General features: G+C 34.1%; 19 protein-coding genes and 1 riboswitch. Of the genes, 9 read left to right on the top strand and 10 right to left on the bottom strand.

Annotated elements, in window-relative coordinates; all coding sequences use genetic code 11:
- Positions 1-131: 131 nt before the first annotated feature.
- Positions 132-238: riboswitch (SAM riboswitch) on the bottom strand.
- Between the two features lie 151 nt (positions 239-389).
- The 5 genes from PQF83_RS26410 to modA all read right to left on the bottom strand — a co-directional run bounded on the left by PQF83_RS26410 (position 390) and on the right by modA (position 4,880).
- On the bottom strand, positions 390-1,223 hold the full coding sequence (locus PQF83_RS26410) for an aldo/keto reductase (protein ID WP_001054822.1): 834 nt from the start codon (positions 1,221-1,223) through the stop codon (positions 390-392).
- A 1-nt stretch (position 1,224) separates the two neighbouring features.
- Complete coding sequence (gene proC, locus PQF83_RS26405) at positions 1,225-2,028, bottom strand: pyrroline-5-carboxylate reductase (RefSeq protein ID WP_000956256.1); 804 nt, start codon at positions 2,026-2,028, stop codon at positions 1,225-1,227.
- 212 nt (positions 2,029-2,240) lie between these two features.
- Complete coding sequence (locus tag PQF83_RS26400) at positions 2,241-3,092, bottom strand: GRP family sugar transporter (protein WP_000353544.1); 852 nt, start codon at positions 3,090-3,092, stop codon at positions 2,241-2,243.
- 301 nt (positions 3,093-3,393) lie between these two features.
- The gene (gene modB, locus PQF83_RS26395; protein ID WP_001996525.1) at positions 3,394-4,068 is read right to left on the bottom strand and encodes a molybdate ABC transporter permease subunit; all 675 of its coding nucleotides are present in this window, start codon (positions 4,066-4,068) and stop codon (positions 3,394-3,396) included.
- A gap of 5 nt (positions 4,069-4,073) precedes the next feature.
- Positions 4,074-4,880 carry a molybdate ABC transporter substrate-binding protein gene (gene modA, locus PQF83_RS26390; RefSeq protein ID WP_001032220.1) on the bottom strand — a complete coding sequence of 269 codons (807 nt, stop codon included), beginning with the start codon at positions 4,878-4,880 and terminating at the stop codon, positions 4,074-4,076.
- A gap of 133 nt (positions 4,881-5,013) precedes the next feature.
- Here modA and PQF83_RS26385 point away from each other — a divergent pair, with 133 nt between their 5' ends.
- Complete coding sequence (locus PQF83_RS26385; protein ID WP_000712220.1) at positions 5,014-5,961, top strand: helix-turn-helix transcriptional regulator; 948 nt, start codon at positions 5,014-5,016, stop codon at positions 5,959-5,961.
- Between the two features lie 65 nt (positions 5,962-6,026).
- Here PQF83_RS26385 and PQF83_RS26380 read toward each other — a convergent pair whose 3' ends face one another.
- On the bottom strand, positions 6,027-6,128 hold the full coding sequence (locus tag PQF83_RS26380; protein ID WP_001060016.1) for a DUF3948 family protein: 102 nt from the start codon (positions 6,126-6,128) through the stop codon (positions 6,027-6,029).
- 255 nt (positions 6,129-6,383) lie between these two features.
- Complete coding sequence (locus PQF83_RS26375; RefSeq protein WP_000423059.1) at positions 6,384-7,250, bottom strand: LysR family transcriptional regulator; 867 nt, start codon at positions 7,248-7,250, stop codon at positions 6,384-6,386.
- Between the two features lie 127 nt (positions 7,251-7,377).
- Here PQF83_RS26375 and PQF83_RS26370 point away from each other — a divergent pair, with 127 nt between their 5' ends.
- Both PQF83_RS26370 and PQF83_RS26365 read left to right on the top strand, forming a co-directional pair.
- Positions 7,378-8,346, top strand: coding sequence for a DMT family transporter (locus PQF83_RS26370; RefSeq protein WP_001225440.1), 969 nt, complete (start codon positions 7,378-7,380; stop codon positions 8,344-8,346).
- 21 nt (positions 8,347-8,367) lie between these two features.
- Complete coding sequence (locus PQF83_RS26365) at positions 8,368-8,508, top strand: YrzO family protein (protein WP_000894066.1); 141 nt, start codon at positions 8,368-8,370, stop codon at positions 8,506-8,508.
- A gap of 60 nt (positions 8,509-8,568) precedes the next feature.
- Here the strand turns inward: PQF83_RS26365 and PQF83_RS26360 are convergent, their stop codons facing one another.
- On the bottom strand, positions 8,569-8,664 hold the full coding sequence (locus PQF83_RS26360; protein ID WP_001060007.1) for a DUF3948 family protein: 96 nt from the start codon (positions 8,662-8,664) through the stop codon (positions 8,569-8,571).
- 337 nt (positions 8,665-9,001) lie between these two features.
- Here PQF83_RS26360 and PQF83_RS26355 point away from each other — a divergent pair, with 337 nt between their 5' ends.
- The gene (locus PQF83_RS26355) at positions 9,002-9,607 is read left to right on the top strand and encodes a lysophospholipid acyltransferase family protein (protein WP_000277774.1); all 606 of its coding nucleotides are present in this window, start codon (positions 9,002-9,004) and stop codon (positions 9,605-9,607) included.
- 73 nt (positions 9,608-9,680) lie between these two features.
- Here the strand turns inward: PQF83_RS26355 and PQF83_RS26350 are convergent, their stop codons facing one another.
- A complete protein-coding gene (locus PQF83_RS26350) occupies positions 9,681-9,776 on the bottom strand; it encodes a DUF3948 family protein (protein ID WP_001060001.1) in 96 nt (31 codons plus the stop codon).
- Between the two features lie 305 nt (positions 9,777-10,081).
- Between PQF83_RS26350 and PQF83_RS26345 the strand changes: the two genes are divergently transcribed.
- The 5 genes from PQF83_RS26345 (at position 10,082) to PQF83_RS26325 (ending at position 14,497) form a co-directional block, all read left to right on the top strand.
- Positions 10,082-11,059: a LacI family DNA-binding transcriptional regulator gene (locus tag PQF83_RS26345; RefSeq protein ID WP_001273915.1), complete on the top strand. Its 978-nt coding sequence runs from the start codon at positions 10,082-10,084 to the stop codon at positions 11,057-11,059.
- Positions 11,060-11,208: 149 nt separating this feature from the next.
- Positions 11,209-11,538 carry a PH domain-containing protein gene (locus tag PQF83_RS26340; RefSeq protein ID WP_001004218.1) on the top strand — a complete coding sequence of 110 codons (330 nt, stop codon included), beginning with the start codon at positions 11,209-11,211 and terminating at the stop codon, positions 11,536-11,538.
- 118 nt (positions 11,539-11,656) lie between these two features.
- Positions 11,657-12,493, top strand: coding sequence for a YitT family protein (locus PQF83_RS26335; RefSeq protein ID WP_000248051.1), 837 nt, complete (start codon positions 11,657-11,659; stop codon positions 12,491-12,493).
- Positions 12,494-12,632: 139 nt separating this feature from the next.
- On the top strand, positions 12,633-12,989 hold the full coding sequence (locus PQF83_RS26330; protein WP_000728419.1) for a YxeA family protein: 357 nt from the start codon (positions 12,633-12,635) through the stop codon (positions 12,987-12,989).
- A 743-nt stretch (positions 12,990-13,732) separates the two neighbouring features.
- Positions 13,733-14,497 carry a TatD family hydrolase gene (locus PQF83_RS26325; protein WP_033672009.1) on the top strand — a complete coding sequence of 255 codons (765 nt, stop codon included), beginning with the start codon at positions 13,733-13,735 and terminating at the stop codon, positions 14,495-14,497.
- Between the two features lie 140 nt (positions 14,498-14,637).
- On the opposite strand, the gene PQF83_RS26320 is transcribed toward PQF83_RS26325, so the two are convergent.
- A complete protein-coding gene (locus PQF83_RS26320; RefSeq protein WP_000759019.1) occupies positions 14,638-16,287 on the bottom strand; it encodes a DUF2334 domain-containing protein in 1,650 nt (549 codons plus the stop codon).
- Between the last annotated feature and the right edge of the window lie 35 nt (positions 16,288-16,322).

Below are 16,322 nucleotides of genomic sequence, written 5' to 3'. Positions count from 1 at the left end.
TGATTTTCCTCCTAAATAATTAAGTTTGGATGATGATGAGGGAAATGAAAAATAAAAAATCCCTCTTTTCATATTGAGAAAGAGGGATTTTTACGTACAAGTTATGCACCCGTATATAAACGAAGTCCCTCATTCTATCTTTCAAGCTATAAAGCTTGCAGGAAGTGGCACAGTATTCAAAAATGAACCTGCTGCCGAGGTTTCAAAGGGCCAGTCCCTCCACCTCTCTTGATACAATGAGTAAACGAATAAACTTTATTAATTTTTGTGTTTCTTTGATAATTCAAAATCTTACACCTTGGATGATGAAGTGTCAACTGAATGAAATATAGTTTAAATTTTCAGTTTTCTTTAACGAAAAATCACTGCATATGGCAGTGGTTTTTCTACTAGAAGTTAAAGTTATCTGGATCTGGACCAACGCGACGATCTTCATTTAAAGCTTGAATTGCTTTTATATCATCAGCACTTAATTCAAAGTCGAAGATGTTTGCATTTTCAATAATACGATGTTCTTTAATTGATTTGGGAATTGTTACAACTTCGTTTTGTAAATCCCAGCGTAAAATAATTTGCGCAGTTGATTTATTATATTTTTTCGCAATTTCTTGCAACGTTGGATTATCTAGTAGTTGTCCTTGCATTAACGGTGACCAAGCTTCAAGCTGGATATTATGTTCTTTACAGAAATCGTGTAATTCTTCTTGTGCTAAACGTGGGTGGTATTCCACTTGATTGACCATTGGCTTAATTTCAGCAATTTCAAATACGTCTTGTAAGTGGTGAATATGGAAATTACTCACACCGATAGCGCGAACACGGCCATCTTTATAAAGCTTTTCTAACGCTTTCCATGATTCAGTATATTTTCCTTTTACAGGCCAATGTACTAAATATAAATCTAAATATTCTAGACCTAATTTTTCTAATGTAGTTTCAAATGCTTGAAGTGTTGTTTCATATCCTTGATCGCTATTCCATACTTTTGATGTAATAAATAATTCTTCACGTGCAACACCTGATTCACGGATTGCTTGTCCAACGCCTTCTTCGTTTTGATAGATTGCTGCAGTATCAATACTGCGGTAACCATTTTTAATTGCTGATTTTACAGATTCAATTACTTCTGAACCATCTTCTACTTTAAAAACACCTAAACCGAACCAAGGCATTTTTACACCGTTATGTAATGTTGTATAGTCTTTTAAACTTGTTAAATTCATATTATTTCCCCCTAGCTTTTTTGTTTGTTGCTTCTACTGCTTTTTGAATTGCCTCTGAAAAATTATATTCATATAAAGCTTTGAGACCTTCAGCTGTGGAACCACCTGGCGTTGTTACTTGTTCACGGAGGTTAGCTGGATCTTGTGTTTGTTCAAGCATAGAAGCAGAGCCAGAAATCATTTGAATGACAAGGTGTTTTGCGGTTGCTTCATCGACTCCATAACTTTTTGTTGCTTCAATTAAACTTTCAGCAAAGTAATAAAGGAAGGCTGGTGCACTTCCAGTAACTGCAGTAAGTTGATGAACTTCTTCCTCGGTACAAAGTTGCGAAGTACCAATGCCCCCTAAAAGCAATTGCAGGGTTTCTTGATCAGTCTCGTTTACGAATTGTCCCATCGTGTATAAGGAGATAGACTTACCAATTTCAGCAGCTGTATTTGGCATAATCCAAGCAACAGGCGTTCCTTTAGGAAGTCTTTCTTCTAAATAAGATGGGCCGATGCCGGCAGCTACCGTTACGACAAGTTGATTCGATAGTAACGGAGATAACTCTGCTAATAATTCTTCATGTGCAGAAGGCGGTATTGCTAAAACAATCGTATCAACAGATGTAACATGTTGCTTCCAATCTGTTGTAGTAGACACATTATATCGCGCTCGTAATTGATCTAGCTTTTCTACGTTACTTCGGTTAGAAACGATAATCTCTTCGATGTATTCTTTGCTTGTTTTAAGTAATCCGGAAAATATAGCTTCTGCCATACGACCAGCACCAATAAATAGAATTCGATGTTTAGTTAGCATATCCTCTATTCCTTTCTAGTGGAGATATGTTATAAAAAACGATACCATTTTTAAGAGAATTTTGTAAAAAGAAAAGGCTTATTGTGAGAAGGATGAAAATGGAGGGAAGAGGTTTAATACAAATAAGGTTATAAAAATTATTATACTTAAAAAACAGTTGTAATAAAAAATCTCTGAAGCATAACTGCTTCAGAGATTAATAATTTATAAGTTTATGCTTTTGTCATACCAAGTAATACAGCGCCGCCGATAATTAAAACACTACCTAGTGCAATAAAGATCAATTGACGTTTCGTTTTCTTTTCGCCTAAGAAGACAATCGCACCAAATGTTGAGATAACGATTCCAGTTTGAGATAATGGGAAGCTTGTTGCTACTCCGACACGTGGTAATGAAAGAAGTAAGAATAAGTTTCCAGTTCCCCATAGTAAACCAGATAAAGCGTTACGGATTGCATATTTGTTAAATGGTTTATGTTTAGATGTCAGTACAACCGCACCAACAAACATACCAACTGCTTGTGGTAAAATAGCAGACCAACCATCGATGTTATACCAACGAATAATAATTACATATACAAGATAGCCAAAAGTAGAAACAATTAAAGTAAGAAGTCCCTTTTTCAATTGTCCTGGTGGCTGAGCATTTTCTTTATCATCTAATGATGTGAATACAACACCAACTACGATTAATAGGATTGCAATCGTTCCCAGAATGATCGTTGTAGTAGTAGTCCACTCACGGAAAGCGATAACCCCAAAGATAGAAGTTGCAACAAGTTGCATACCAGTAGAAATTGTTACAGTAGTTGAAACGCCTAGTTTTTCAACTGTTTTTAATTGGTTTACTTGTCCTAAAGCCCAGAATAAACCTGAAATAAAACCAACAATCAAGATTGTCATTGTTAAAGCTGGTTGAGTAAATACATACATAATTGTTGCGAAGAATAGAGCACCGATTGTCATACCTACCGTTTGGCTATATGCACCACCGCCCATTTTTACGCTTACTAATAAGATGTTTCCCCATGCAATTGCAGGAAGAAGCGCTAATAAAATGTCCATTACAAGACTCCCTTCGTTTTGCTATACCAATATAATTACATATCGTTCTAACGATCGGTAATGCCCCACTACTAGAGTAGAAGATTACCGATCGCTAAAACAGGATGAAGAATTCAAGATATAAATGCGTTTTCATTTCTTCATTTTTTCAAACACCTCCATATAATAACAGGAAATTGCCTATTTTAGAAAGTAAATTCAAATAGAATGTATATTTAAATAAAATTTTAAATTCAGTTATTTCCCGGTGGTATATTTTTATTTCCTAAGAAATAAAAAAGCAGCTTCAAAAAGAGCTGCCTTAAGAGTTAGTAATTCTTTTATTAATAAGCTGAATACATAGCAAAAATAGGAGGGACATACTAATAGTGATAACTACTAGTGTCCAGGCGAGCTGCATATTACTTGCATCAATCGCCATGTAAATGGCAGTTGGGATAGTCTGTGTTTTACCAGGAATGTTTCCGGCAAACATGAGCGTAGCACCAAACTCACCAAGCGCACGAACAAAGCTCAAAATCATTCCACTTAGTAAGGCAGGAAATGCAAGCGGAAGTGTGACGTGTAGAAAAACTTGATATTCACTTGCACCAAGGTCACGAGCACTTTCTTCAATTTGTACATTCGCGATAGAAAATCCTGTTTTTGCTGATTGGTACATAAGCGGAAATGCAACAACTGTAGAAGCAATGATAGCAGCAGTAGATGTGAACATAATAGATTGCTGAAATATTGATTCTATCCACGTTCCAATAGGACTGTTATTTCCAAAAATGATAATGAGAAAAAAGCCGATTACAGTTGGCGGAAGTACCATTGGTAGTAAGAAAATAGTTTCTAATATTACTTTATATCTCCATGAGGAGCGTGCTAGCGCTCGTCCGATTATCGTTCCTAAAATGGTAACGATAATGGTGGCACATGCAGCTACTCGTAAAGATAGAAAGATTGGTGATAAAATAGTATCAAAGCTCATGGCAATTATGATAGGACTGTAAATCCGTATTTTTTAAAGATAGATTGTGCATCTTTTGACTGCAAATACTCATAAAATGAAGTCGCCTCTTTCTTGTGTTTAGATTCTTTTATAACACCTAAAGGATAGTGAATTGGCTCATGAGAAGTAGCCGCTGCTGTCTCACCAATTTTTACTTTGTTTGAAATAAGAGCATCTGTTTTGTATACAATACCAGCATCAACATTACCTGTTTCTACATATGTTAACACTTGGCGAACATCTTTTGTAAATACGACTTTATTTTGAATGTCATTCCAAAGATTTTCATGTGTGAGAGAAGCTTTTGCGTATTTTCCCGCAGGTACAGATTCAGGTGTACCAAGTGCGATTTTTTTTATTTTTTCATCTTTTAAATCTTGAATTTTTGTAAGAGAACTATCTTTTGGGACGACTAGAACGAGTTCGTTTCCAAGGAGATTTTTCCCCTCTTGTTCATTAATGAATCCTTTTTTAACGAGAGTTTGGAATTTATCTTCGGCTGCTGAGAAGAATAAATCAGCAGGTGCACCTTGTTCGATTTGTTGTTGAAGTGCACCAGAAGCGCCGAAGTTAAAAGAAAGTTTAATATTAGGTTCTTTTTCTTTATATTTTGTTTCAATTTCTTTTAGCGCATCTTGTAAGCTTGCAGCTGCTGATATAGTAAGTTCAACTGTTTTTCCTTCTTTAGCGGTTGATTTCTCTTTCTTCTCTCCGCTTGTACATGCAACACTAAATATAAGAAGAAAAGAAAGGATAAGTGCCCCGATGGATTGTAATGTAAACTTATTCATAAAAAATCCCCTTTCGTTTTGACATAATTAATTATAACTAAATATAACTAAATATAACTAGTTATAATTGAATATAATTTGAACGATGTAGTTATTTTTAAAATATAGGAGAAATATTCTTTTCTTTGTTACAATGAAGAAAGAAAGTGAGGAATCGTCTATGAATCATCATTCCTACACAACGGAAGAAGTAGCGAAGCGATTAAAAGTATCAAAATTAACTGTATACGATTTAATTAAAAAAGGAGAACTGCCTTCTTATAGAATTGGTAGACAGATGCGCATTGATGCAGCAGATTTAGAACAATATATTAAGCAAATGAAAACAGGTAACGTACAAGTTACTTCTGTAAAGAATGACAGTAATAGTATCTCGAATACATGTATTATTAGTGGACAAGAACTAACGTTAGACATGTTGGCAAAACGTATAGAAAATCGCCTGCCAAGTTCAAATATATTAAGGGCATATCAAGGTAGTTTAACGAGCCTAGTAAAAATGTATCAAGGAGAAGGAAGTATCGTTAGCTTGCATTTGTTTGATGGCGAAACGGGTACATATAATGTTCCTTACGTAAAACGTATTTTAGTAGGACAACCATGTACGATGATTAATTTATTAGCAAGGAACGTTGGGTTTTATGTGCAAAAGGGAAATCCAAAAAATATAAAAACATGGGCTGATTTATCTCATTCATCTATACGATTTGTAAATCGAGAAAAAGGTTCTGGTATTAGGGTACTAGTGGATGAACAATTGCGCATTCAAAAGTTAAATAAAGAGAATATTAGTGGATATGAATGGGAAGAGTCGAATCATCTTGGTGTTGCCACGCAAGTCGCGAATGGGAAAGCTGATGTGGGAGTAGGATCAGAAAAGTTTTCGCAAATTGTAAATGTAGACTTTATTCCAATCATGAAAGAGCAGTATGATTTAGTGATTTTGAAGAATAAAGAAAATGAAAAGCTGATCGAAGTTGTAAAAGACATTCTGCAATCGGAAGAATTTCATAATGAACTAAAAGCGATTGGCGGATATGATATGACGAAAACAGGTCAAACTATATATGAAACAAACTAAAAAGCTGCTTGTCTATAAGACGAGCAGCTTTTTCTATATATAAAGGGGTTTGGGGAAACAAAGTGTTAAACAAGACCTTTAGCAAGTGTGTAAATGAAAGCTGTAAGAAGAGTCGCTCCACTTGCAAGTCCGATAAAGTCTGATTTGTTAAATGTAATGTTGTTCATTATAATCTCTCCTTATTTGTTTAATGTAGTTGCAACAGCTTTTGCATCGACAAGTGCGGATAGCACCATGCCCATTGTATTTAAAAATTTGTTTGATTTCATTTTGTTCATCATGCGTATCCGCTCCTTTTCGAATTGTTGTTGCCCTGCTTTATGTCTTAATTATAGGAAATATGATCGCCGGCAACTATCGAATTAGCTTACGGAAGACTTACACTTTTGTAAGAAAAAAAGACATTCGTGTAAGAATGTCTTTTAAAGCATATTAATGTGGTGGTGCTCTTCGATTGTTTTTAAAAAGCTACGCATTGAATTTGTCATATAGCTATCTTTACGGCGTATGAAAACCGTTGAAATACTACCGTATTTTTCAGGGATTGCATGGCAATGCACTTTACCTGCTTTAGAAAGATGATGGACAGCAGACTGTGGTACGAGTGTAATTCCAAGGCCGAGTGCAACACTGTTTAATATTGTCTCTAATATATTGAATTCCATAATTCTTTTTGGTAGCAAACCTTCATCTTTCAGCCATCGTTCTAGTTTGGAACGGTATCCACATCCTTGGTTAAAAACGAGTAAAGGCGTTGTTGTAAATTCTTCTATATGAAAAGCTTTATTTTGTGTTACAAGCATTAATTTCTCTGTACTAACATCGTATTGTTCAATAAGGGGATGTTTTATTGGCCCTGATATAAAAGCACCGTCTAATTGATGATCGAGTACTTCTCTAATTAATTCTTCTGTTAAACCTGCTTGTAATGATAAATCGACGTTCGGATAGCTTTTATAGTAAGAAGATAAAATGGTAGGTAATGTACTTACTGTTTCGACAGTACCGATTTTTAATATGCCAGAGGGTGTTTCACTATCTAAAAATACTTGTTTTAGCTCCTCAACATCTTGCAAAATTTTATTAACATAAACGAGCATTTTTCTTCCTTCAGCTGTTAAAGTCATGCCTCGTTTATGACGATAAAAGAGCGGTGTTTTCAGCTCGTTCTCCAGTTGTTTAATACGCGTTGTTACATTTGATTGTACGTAATTTAATTCCTTTGCTGCGCTACTTACACTACCTTGGTCAGCAACGCTCTGGAAGATTTGTAAATCTCTTAATTCCATAATACGATCCTCCTTGATGTTAACTATCATTATAAATGATAGTTAACATCATTTTGAATCATTTTACGTGATATATTTTTTCTTTTACAATTCTCTTTGTGCAAATAGAAAGAAGTGGGGGATTGCGGTGAGAAAAGGTCAAATGATAATAGGCGCTTTAGCGTGTTTAATTGCAAGTATGTCATGGGGAGCAATGTTTCCAGTTGCTGATCATGCGTTAGAATACATAGATCCATTTTACTTTTCGCTTATTCGCTATGGAGCGGTGGCGATAATGCTGATTGTATTGTTGTTAATGAAAGAAGGAAAACGGGCATTTCGTTTAGAGGGAAGAGGAAAGTTACTCGTCTTTTTCGGAACGATGGCGTTTACTGTATATAATGTACTTGTATTTTTAGGTCAAATGTTAATGGGAAAATCAGGTGTGATGGTAGCCTCCATTATGGAAGCACTTATGCCGATGATTTCTATTTGTATTTTATGGGGATATAAGCATGTAAAACCGAAAAAATATATGATAACGAGCATGATTATCGCTTTTGTAGGGGCTGTATTTGTTATTACAAAAGGTGATATGAGTTTCTTTTTAACATTGAAAGATAACATGTTTTCACTAGCATGTATATTTGTTGGAGTTGTAGGTTGGGTTATTTATACGATGGGTGGTCAAACGTGTAGCGATTGGTCGACATTACGTTACTCTACATTGACGTGTGTATTCGGTACGACCGTTACAGGAATTATAACGATAATTATAACGGCGTTTGGATATGTTTCAGTTCCGAGTATGGGAACGATTTTTATTGTGAAATACGATTTATTATTTATGATGACATTACCAGGAATAGTAGCGTTACTAGCTTGGAACTATGGTGTGAAAATTTTATCGTCCATTAATGGGATTTTATTTATTAATTTTGTACCAATTACAACTTTAGTTATTATGATGATGCAAGGATATCAAATAACAATGTTTGATATTGTAGGGACTTTACTTGTTATTGCGGCACTTATTCGTAATAATGTTTGTCAGAGGAAAGAAGAAAATATAAATAAGAAGATTTTACAAGAAGAGCAATTACGTCAAGCTGTTTAATAGGCAATTGGAGGATTTCACATGTTAGAAAGTTTATTGTTTTTCTTCGCCGTCGGAGTTGCTTGTGAGCTTGCAGCAATTAATCGAAATGGTCGTAAGAAGATAAAACAACAAGCTGAAATGATAGAGCTTTTAAAAGAGTTAAAAGAAAGAAACATTTAAAAAGACGACCGGGCATAGACGGTCGTCTTTTTCTATATAAAGGGGAAAGGGGACACAAAGTTATACAAGCGTAGCAGCGTAAATAAAAGCAGTAAGAAGAAGAGAGCCGCTAGCTAATCCTAAAAAATCTAATTTGTTAAAAGTAATGTTATTCATGATGCATTCTCCTTACTTATTTAATGTAGAAGCAACAGCTTTTGCATCGATAAGAGCGGAAAATACCATGCCCATTGTATTTAAAAGATTGTTCGTTTTCAGCTTGTTCATCATATTGATCCGCTCCTTTTCGAATAATGGTTGCCCTGTTTCTGACTTAATTGTATGAAATATCGCAAGAAGTAACTATCGAATTAGCTTACAAGAAAATTACACTTTTGTAAGAATTGAAATTTAACAATTAATACTCATTTTTATTACCAACTCCTATAACTTAGTGTTATAATTGAGGTGAGAAAATGACTATACTTCGGATGTTCAGAAAGGAACGAAACCAATGTATAAACCAATTACATTTTTGTTGAAATATATATTTAAAACAGCTGGGAAAGTAGAAGTGCAAGGAAGAGAAAAGCTACCAGAAGGTGGCCCGTATGTTGTTGCGTGTACACATACAAGTTTTATGGATGTATTAATGTTAGCTACAGGGATGTACCCAACAGAGATTCATTACATGGCCAAAAAAGAATTATTTGAAGGGAAATTCAAAAATTGGTTCTTTAAAAATGTAAATGCATTCCCTGTAGATCGTGCAAATCCAGGACCGAGTACACTTAAAATTCCATCACGCTTATTAAAAGAAGGAAAAGTGGTAGGGATTTTCCCAAGTGGAACGAGATCGACAGAAGATGTTTCGTTAAAAGCTGGTGCTGTGACAATTGCGATGCGTTCTAACGTTCCATTAATACCAGCAGCTTATGTTGGTCCATCAAGTGTAAAAGAATTAATAAAGGGGAAAAAGGCACAATTGATTTTTGGAGATCCGATTCAAATTGATGCTGAAGAACAAATAGATCGGAAAACAGCTATGAAAATGATGACCGACCAATTAAATGAGAAGTTTGAGGAGCTAAAGGAAGCTTTGGAATCAAATCAAAAGTAAGAAAAGACGACCGGGCATAGACGGTCGTCTTTTCTATTACTATTTATAATAAAGGGGAAAGGGGACACAAAATTTATACAAGCGTAGTGGCGTAAATAAAAGCAGTAAGAAGAATCGAGCCACTAGCTAGTCCTAAAAAATCTAATTTGTTAAAAGTGATGTTATTCATAATATATTCTCCTTACTTGTTTAATGTAGAAGCAACAGCTTTTGCATCGATAAGAGCGGAAAATACCATGCTCATTGTATTTAAAAAATTGTTTGATTTCATTTTGTTCATCATATAAATCCGCTCCTTTTCGAATAATGGTTGCCCTGTTTCTGACTTAATTGTATGAAAAATAGCAGAGAGTAACTATCGAATTAGCTTACAGGGAAATTACACTTTTGTAAGAAAAATGAATGAAGGTGTAATGATGAGAAGGTTTGACATATGTTCATGGAATTTATTAGTTTAAAAGTAGAGGTGAATGTATGGCTAATATTAAAGATATTGCAAAGATGGCGGGAGTTTCAGTTACGACTGTTTCGAGAGTATTGAATGATCATCCGTATGTAAGTGAAGAAAAAAGGAAAGCGGTTATAGAGATAGTTGAGAAGTTGAATTACTCACAAAACGCAAATGCTGTTCATTTATCAAAAGGAAAGACGAATATTGTTGGTGTAATTCTCCCTTACATTAATCACCCGAGCTTCGATGCAATGGTAGGGGGAATGATGGAGGGAGCGTTAACTCATAACTACAGGGTGCTACTTTGCCAAACAAACTATAATAAAAAAGAAGAAATGAAAAGTTTACATATGTTAAAAACGAAACAATTAGATGGCCTTATTATTTGTTCACGTGCAAATGATTGGGAAATGATAGAACCGTATGCTTCATACGGCACAATCATTGCTTGTGAAGACAATGATATTTCAAATATCTCAAGTGTATATACAAATCATTCGGCAGCTTTCCAGCTAGGAATGAATCACCTTATTGAAAAAGGTTATAAAAAAATTGGTTATTGCACGGGGAGAAAGCTAGGACCGAGTAGTCAAAAGCGTTTTGATGTGTATAAGCGTCAATTGCAATCTATAGATGAAGAAGTGAATGAAGAATGGATTTTCACAGAATGTTTTACGTTAGAAGATGGTGTGAGAGTGGCTCATAAATTAAAGGAGATGCAGCATCTTCCTGAAGCATTAATAGTAGCAGGAGATGAGGTTGCAATTGGGGTTATGACGGAAGCTGAAAAATTAGGTATTCAAGTTCCTGAAGACTTAGCGATTATTGGATTTGATAACCAACCTATTTCGCAAGTGTTACAACTTACAACTATTGATCAAAATTTAAAGGAAATAGGTAAAAAAGCCTTTGAAATGTTTTATAGGCAAACAAGTGATGAACGTTCTAAACAAGAAAAGGTGGAAATTCCGTATGAACTTGTGGAACGCTCTACCGTTTAGTTTTAATCCGTTATGCACATAATCGCATAACGGATTGTTTTTTTGAAATATCTTTGACAGGAAACGCGTTTCATAATTTATAAAGGAGTTAAACCGGTCTGTAATAGTCCATGGATTCTTTTCAAGAATAGTATTTTGGAGGGATATGCATGAATGAACTTTTATTAAGTATGAAAAAGTATCTAGAGAATAACGAAAAGATTTTAGCCTTTGTGGTAGGGATTTTTGAGAAGGATAATTTTACATTATGTTATCAACATGGGATTTTTGTTGCCACTACTAGACGTCTCCTGTTTTACGGGGAATTTCTGCACTACCCTTCAATATTTAAAGAGTACTCATATTTGCATATAGATAGCATAGATTGTCATCCGTACTTTGAGTTTACTTGTAATCATGAAACGGTTAGAGCTAAGCATATTCAGAAAGGGAATGTGGAGCGATTTGTCCGTGCAGTGAGAACAAATGTGAATAATTAATCACCCCTTTGTTTAAACATAATATCTCAAGGTTTAAGAGGTAAAATGCGGAATAAAAACAACTTCTAAACCTCTAGGAGATAGTGATACAATGTCAAATGGGGGGAGGGTATGAACTATGGTTAATCAACGTATAAAGGAAATAACACTAATTACAATTGGTTCATTATTATTCGCAATTGGTATTAATTACTTTGCAATTCCAAACCGTTTATCGGAAGGTGGAATTATTGGTTTAACGGTTGTTACGTACTACTTATTTGATTGGTCACCAGGGGTTGTGAACTTTGCTATAAATGCAATTTTACTAGCTGTTGGTTATAAATTTTTTGATAAGAAAACGATGGTTTATACAATTTTAGGGATTGTAGAAACATCTTTGTTTTTATATGTTACGGAACATATTGAGTATCATGTAAATAGTGATACTTTATTAGCGGCACTATTTGCTGGTGTATTTGTGGGTATCGGATTAGGCTGTATGTTCAAAGCTGGAGGTACATCAGGGGGATCGGCAATTTTAGCACGGTTAGCAAATCAATATTTAGGTTGGAGCGTCGGTAAAGGTGTACTTATTATTGATATCGTTGTAATTGCTGGTTCCGTATTTATAATAGGGCAAGAAAAAGCGATGTACACACTTGTTGCAGTATTCATCGGAGCGAAAGTAATTGATTTCATTGTAGAAGGAATGGACACAAAAACGGCTGTTACAATTATTTCAAATCAACCAGAGTTAATACGTGAGGCTATTACGAAAAACATGACACGCGGCGTTACTGTATTAGAAGGGCGCGGCGGATATACTGGTAAAAATAAAGAAGTTTTATATGTTGTTATTAATAAACAAGAGCTTGTTAAGTTAAAGCAAGTTATTAGTCGAGTAGATGACGATGCTTTCGTCGTTATCCATGATGTACGTGATGTACTTGGTGGGGGCTTTAAAGCGAGCTAAAAGGTGAACGAGTAAATTCGTTCACCTTTTTTTAATTCTTACAAAAATGTAAGTGTAATGTAATGAGATTCAATAGTAGATTGTATTCCTTCTTTTTAAAATGGATGTATATATATCCTGCAGAGGAGGAATGTTTATTATGAAGAAAAAAATGATCACTACTATAATAGCGATGATAGTCATAGTAATAATGTTACTACCTACGAAACTTGGACCGGTTATCGATAAATATAATCCATTTTATAAGACGAAAGAATACTATACGGTTGTGAATACAATTGGTCAGCATATTGGCGATGAGTGGTATGAATATGAATTTATTGCATTTGACGAACGTGGAAGAGAACAAAAAATAAAGAAGACTGTTAAGCATATGTTAAAGAGAGATGAAACATTAAAGGTGTACGCAAAAGGACGCTACGGCGAGTCGATTGAAGAAATTGAAGCTGTAAATATTCCTATTAATGCAAAGAGTAAACTTTTAGCGATGAGATAGCGGATTATACCCCCACCTATTTTTTGTCGAAAATAAAAATACTAGGTAGGGGTATTTTAGTGTATGTGAAAAAGCCTTGGTCCATATGGACCAAGGCTTTTTTTATTATATAAAGGGGAAGGGGGTACATTGTAGTAGCATGAGTGAAAGGTATAAGAAGAGTGGCTACTAACAATGCAATTTGGTTATGTGAGTGTTCTTCTTATTTGGCTTACTTTCTAAATTTATTGTACGAAATATTGATAAGGGAAACTATCGAATTACATTACACCTAGCTTACAAACATGTAAGTCTTCTGTAATGTAATTCGATAGTTAAAAGCTATTGAATTTCATATAGTGTAATTAGAAAGTCTCACTATATTACTTTCTGTTTGTAATGTAATGAAGAATGAAAAACCAACTACTTTTTAATAGCCCTCATCTGTATGTAGATGGGGCCTTTTTTATAAACCTTACAACATTGTAAGGTTTACGTAAGTTAATTCGATAGTAAATTTGTCATATTTTTTGCATAATAGATACAAATAGATAAAAATAATTAGGGATATAGTAAGAAGGGAGAAGAATGGGATGCGTAAAGAAGAAGTAGTGAAGTTTCCAATTAAAGATTTCTGTAGCTACTTTACTGTTGCCGTAGTATGTATTGGATTATTTGATATCATAACAAACTTAATTGTTAAATAACATAGATGATAAAACAAGAAAGGAGATCCTTTCTTGTTTTTTTATGGGGGAATAAAGGTGAAGTGGATTGATAGTCATATACATGTTGACCAATATAAGGATGAAGAGAAAAGTAAATTACTTAAAGATGTGGAGCATAGTAAAGAGATAAATGGGCTTATTGCAGTATCTATGAATTATCAATCATGTAAAGAAACTTTATCTTTAGCAAAACTATATCCTTTTGTACATCCAGCAATAGGTTTTCATCCGGAGCAACCGATTCATAAAGAAGAATGTGAGCAAATTTATAAATTAATTGAAGAGCATGTAGATGATATAGTTGCGATTGGTGAAGTTGGCTTACCGTATTATTTAAGAAAAGAAGATGAGCGCATTGCTATCAATTCGTATATATCAGTGTTACAACGGTTTGTTGAACTAGCTAGTAAATATGATTTACCAATTATATTACATGCAGTGTATGAAGACGCTGATATTGTATGTGATTTACTGGAGAAATATAAAGTTTCACGTGCACACTTTCATTGGTTTAAAGGAAGTGAAACAACAATGAAACGGATGATGAGGAATGGTTATTACATTTCTATCACGCCAGATGTTTTACATAAGGAGAAGATTAGAAAAATTGTTTCGTATTATCCTCTTGAATATATGATGGTAGAAACAGATGGACCGTGGGAATTTCAAGAGGGTGTTATGACACATCCGAGAATGATTCGAGAGGTATTAAAGGAAATTAGTGTTATAAAAAACGTAGCTGTTGATAAGGTTGCAGAAACGATATATGAAAATACGATTCAATTTTATTTGAAAGGATAGAATTGTTATTTTAGCCCTTCTTATTATAGAGAAATAGAAGTTGAATTTATTTATGAACATAATCAATGGGTTATTAATAATATGCCACGTTTTGGTTTAAGTTAAAAAAACCACCAAGCATTTTGCTTGGTGGTTTTGTATTAGGATTCTAATTTTTTCGCACGTCTTAATAATAAGAGAAAGACAATGACGAGGAAACCGAGTATAAGGAAGAATCCATATTGTTTTATATAATCTATTATGTCACTTGCGCTTGTTGGTTTTTCAACGTGAATGCCGTCTTTATTAGTAGTGATATGAATATCTTTCATTTTCACTTCATTTGTTTCTTTTTGTAAATCAATCCATTCTATATTTGGAATACTTTCTAGATCCTTTAGTACTTCTTTTAATGGTTTTACACCTAAGTAAGGATGATAGAATGCACCAATAACTCCATCGGATAATTTGGCAACAGATACAGCATTTGCTTTCATTTTAGCAATAGCGTGTGGTTTATCTTCTTCGATAAATCCAACTGTTTCAGGCATTAATTTCATGCCATGTAAAAATGATGGTGTACTTCTGTATGCCGGAGAGTGCATAGATTTCCAAGTTGTGTCACTTAACTGTAGTTGTCCTACATAAGTTGAAAAGTATCTTGATAATATTTCATATCCTTTTTGAGACATCGTGTAATGAGGTGCTTCAAATGCGACCGGATACAGTTTGGCATCTACAAGTTCTTGAATGCCTTTTTCAATATGATCAGTCGTATATTTTTCTTCAAATTCTTCCCCTTTTTTTACGTATGTATTATATGCCTCTATATTAGGGAAATCATCTTTTGTTTTTGGTTTTTCATGCTTCGGTTGACGAATTGGTTGGTCTGTTTTTACGTCCCAAAATTCAAAACCTTCACCAGTTTCACTATCATAAAATTGGTGAGTATAACCATGCATAATAATTGCTGCACCATCATCTTGCATAGAGCGTAAAAGATCGACTAGTTCGGGTTTATCTTTTAAATGTAGTGTTTTACCTGTTTCTGGATCCGTATATACAGGAATAACAGTGATCATGTATGGCATCTTTTTCTCTTTTAATAATTCAGCAATTTCTTTTAATTGATTTATATCTGCGGCTGGATGAACGTCTTCAAGACGTAAATAAGCTTCCACTTTATTTTTCGTTGGCTTTTGTTCAAAGTAAGAAAATAGGCTTTCGCCAATATAATAAGATATCCAATCAAAGAGGTTAGAAGTTGCAACATAATAAGAATTATTTTGTTGTACAATTAATGGGTAAGTAGTATTTCCTTTTAAAGCATTGGCAAGAATTGTTCCATTTGTATCAAGGTTTTTAATGGATCGTTCGTCCTCTAATGTATTCTTTAGTTTACGTGTTGGATATTCAATTGTATCAGAGTTTATATCTTCATTTTTAAGTATAATAAATGAAAAACGTTTGGATAATTGTTCTATATTTTGACCTAAAACGAGTAGTGGTCCTGAGAAATTTTCTAGAAATTCTTTTGTTTCAGTGGGAAGTTCTTCTTGTTTTTCACCTATGTAAATAACATGTGTATATGAAGATTTATCAGTTATTTCAGCTAACTGTTTTATGTTTTTTATTGTTATGTTATTAGTAAAATGTCCTACTTGTGTATTAAGTATTTGGGTATCACTTGTAATTTGATCATCGCTCGAACTGTATAAAATAAGGACTTTTGGATTTTCGTTTTTTTGTGCGGAAATAGGGACAGGAATTAATAGTAGTAAACTAAATAAGAGTAGCAACCATTTTTTCATATTATTATTCTCCTAGTTTATATTTAGAATTCAGT

Source organism: Bacillus sp. FF-1, from assembly GCF_028548245.1.
GTDB lineage: Bacteria > Bacillota > Bacilli > Bacillales > Bacillaceae_G > Bacillus_A > Bacillus_A paranthracis.
The sequence above is the reverse complement of the archived record's forward strand: the minus strand, read 5'-3'. Positions and strand labels throughout refer to the sequence as shown.

What these genes read in the sequence shown, in the direction of transcription:
- PQF83_RS26410 (WP_001054822.1), bottom strand. Translation starts at nt 1,223, where the DNA reads ATGAATTTAACAAGTTTAAAAGACTATACAACATTACATAACGGTGTA.
- proC (WP_000956256.1), bottom strand. Translation starts at nt 2,028, where the DNA reads ATGCTAACTAAACATCGAATTCTATTTATTGGTGCTGGTCGTATGGCA.
- PQF83_RS26400 (WP_000353544.1), bottom strand. Translation starts at nt 3,092, where the DNA reads ATGGACATTTTATTAGCGCTTCTTCCTGCAATTGCATGGGGAAACATC.
- modB (WP_001996525.1), bottom strand. Translation starts at nt 4,068, where the DNA reads ATGAGCTTTGATACTATTTTATCACCAATCTTTCTATCTTTACGAGTA.
- modA (WP_001032220.1), bottom strand. Translation starts at nt 4,880, where the DNA reads ATGAATAAGTTTACATTACAATCCATCGGGGCACTTATCCTTTCTTTT.
- PQF83_RS26385 (WP_000712220.1), top strand. Translation starts at nt 5,014, where the DNA reads ATGAAGAAAGAAAGTGAGGAATCGTCTATGAATCATCATTCCTACACA.
- PQF83_RS26380 (WP_001060016.1), bottom strand. Translation starts at nt 6,128, where the DNA reads ATGAACAACATTACATTTAACAAATCAGACTTTATCGGACTTGCAAGT.
- PQF83_RS26375 (WP_000423059.1), bottom strand. Translation starts at nt 7,250, where the DNA reads ATGGAATTAAGAGATTTACAAATCTTCCAGAGCGTTGCTGACCAAGGT.
- PQF83_RS26365 (WP_000894066.1), top strand. Translation starts at nt 8,368, where the DNA reads ATGTTAGAAAGTTTATTGTTTTTCTTCGCCGTCGGAGTTGCTTGTGAG.
- PQF83_RS26360 (WP_001060007.1), bottom strand. Translation starts at nt 8,664, where the DNA reads ATGAATAACATTACTTTTAACAAATTAGATTTTTTAGGATTAGCTAGC.
- PQF83_RS26355 (WP_000277774.1), top strand. Translation starts at nt 9,002, where the DNA reads ATGTATAAACCAATTACATTTTTGTTGAAATATATATTTAAAACAGCT.
- PQF83_RS26350 (WP_001060001.1), bottom strand. Translation starts at nt 9,776, where the DNA reads ATGAATAACATCACTTTTAACAAATTAGATTTTTTAGGACTAGCTAGT.
- PQF83_RS26345 (WP_001273915.1), top strand. Translation starts at nt 10,082, where the DNA reads ATGGCTAATATTAAAGATATTGCAAAGATGGCGGGAGTTTCAGTTACG.
- PQF83_RS26340 (WP_001004218.1), top strand. Translation starts at nt 11,209, where the DNA reads ATGAATGAACTTTTATTAAGTATGAAAAAGTATCTAGAGAATAACGAA.
- PQF83_RS26335 (WP_000248051.1), top strand. Translation starts at nt 11,657, where the DNA reads ATGGTTAATCAACGTATAAAGGAAATAACACTAATTACAATTGGTTCA.
- PQF83_RS26330 (WP_000728419.1), top strand. Translation starts at nt 12,633, where the DNA reads ATGAAGAAAAAAATGATCACTACTATAATAGCGATGATAGTCATAGTA.
- PQF83_RS26320 (WP_000759019.1), bottom strand. Translation starts at nt 16,287, where the DNA reads ATGAAAAAATGGTTGCTACTCTTATTTAGTTTACTACTATTAATTCCT.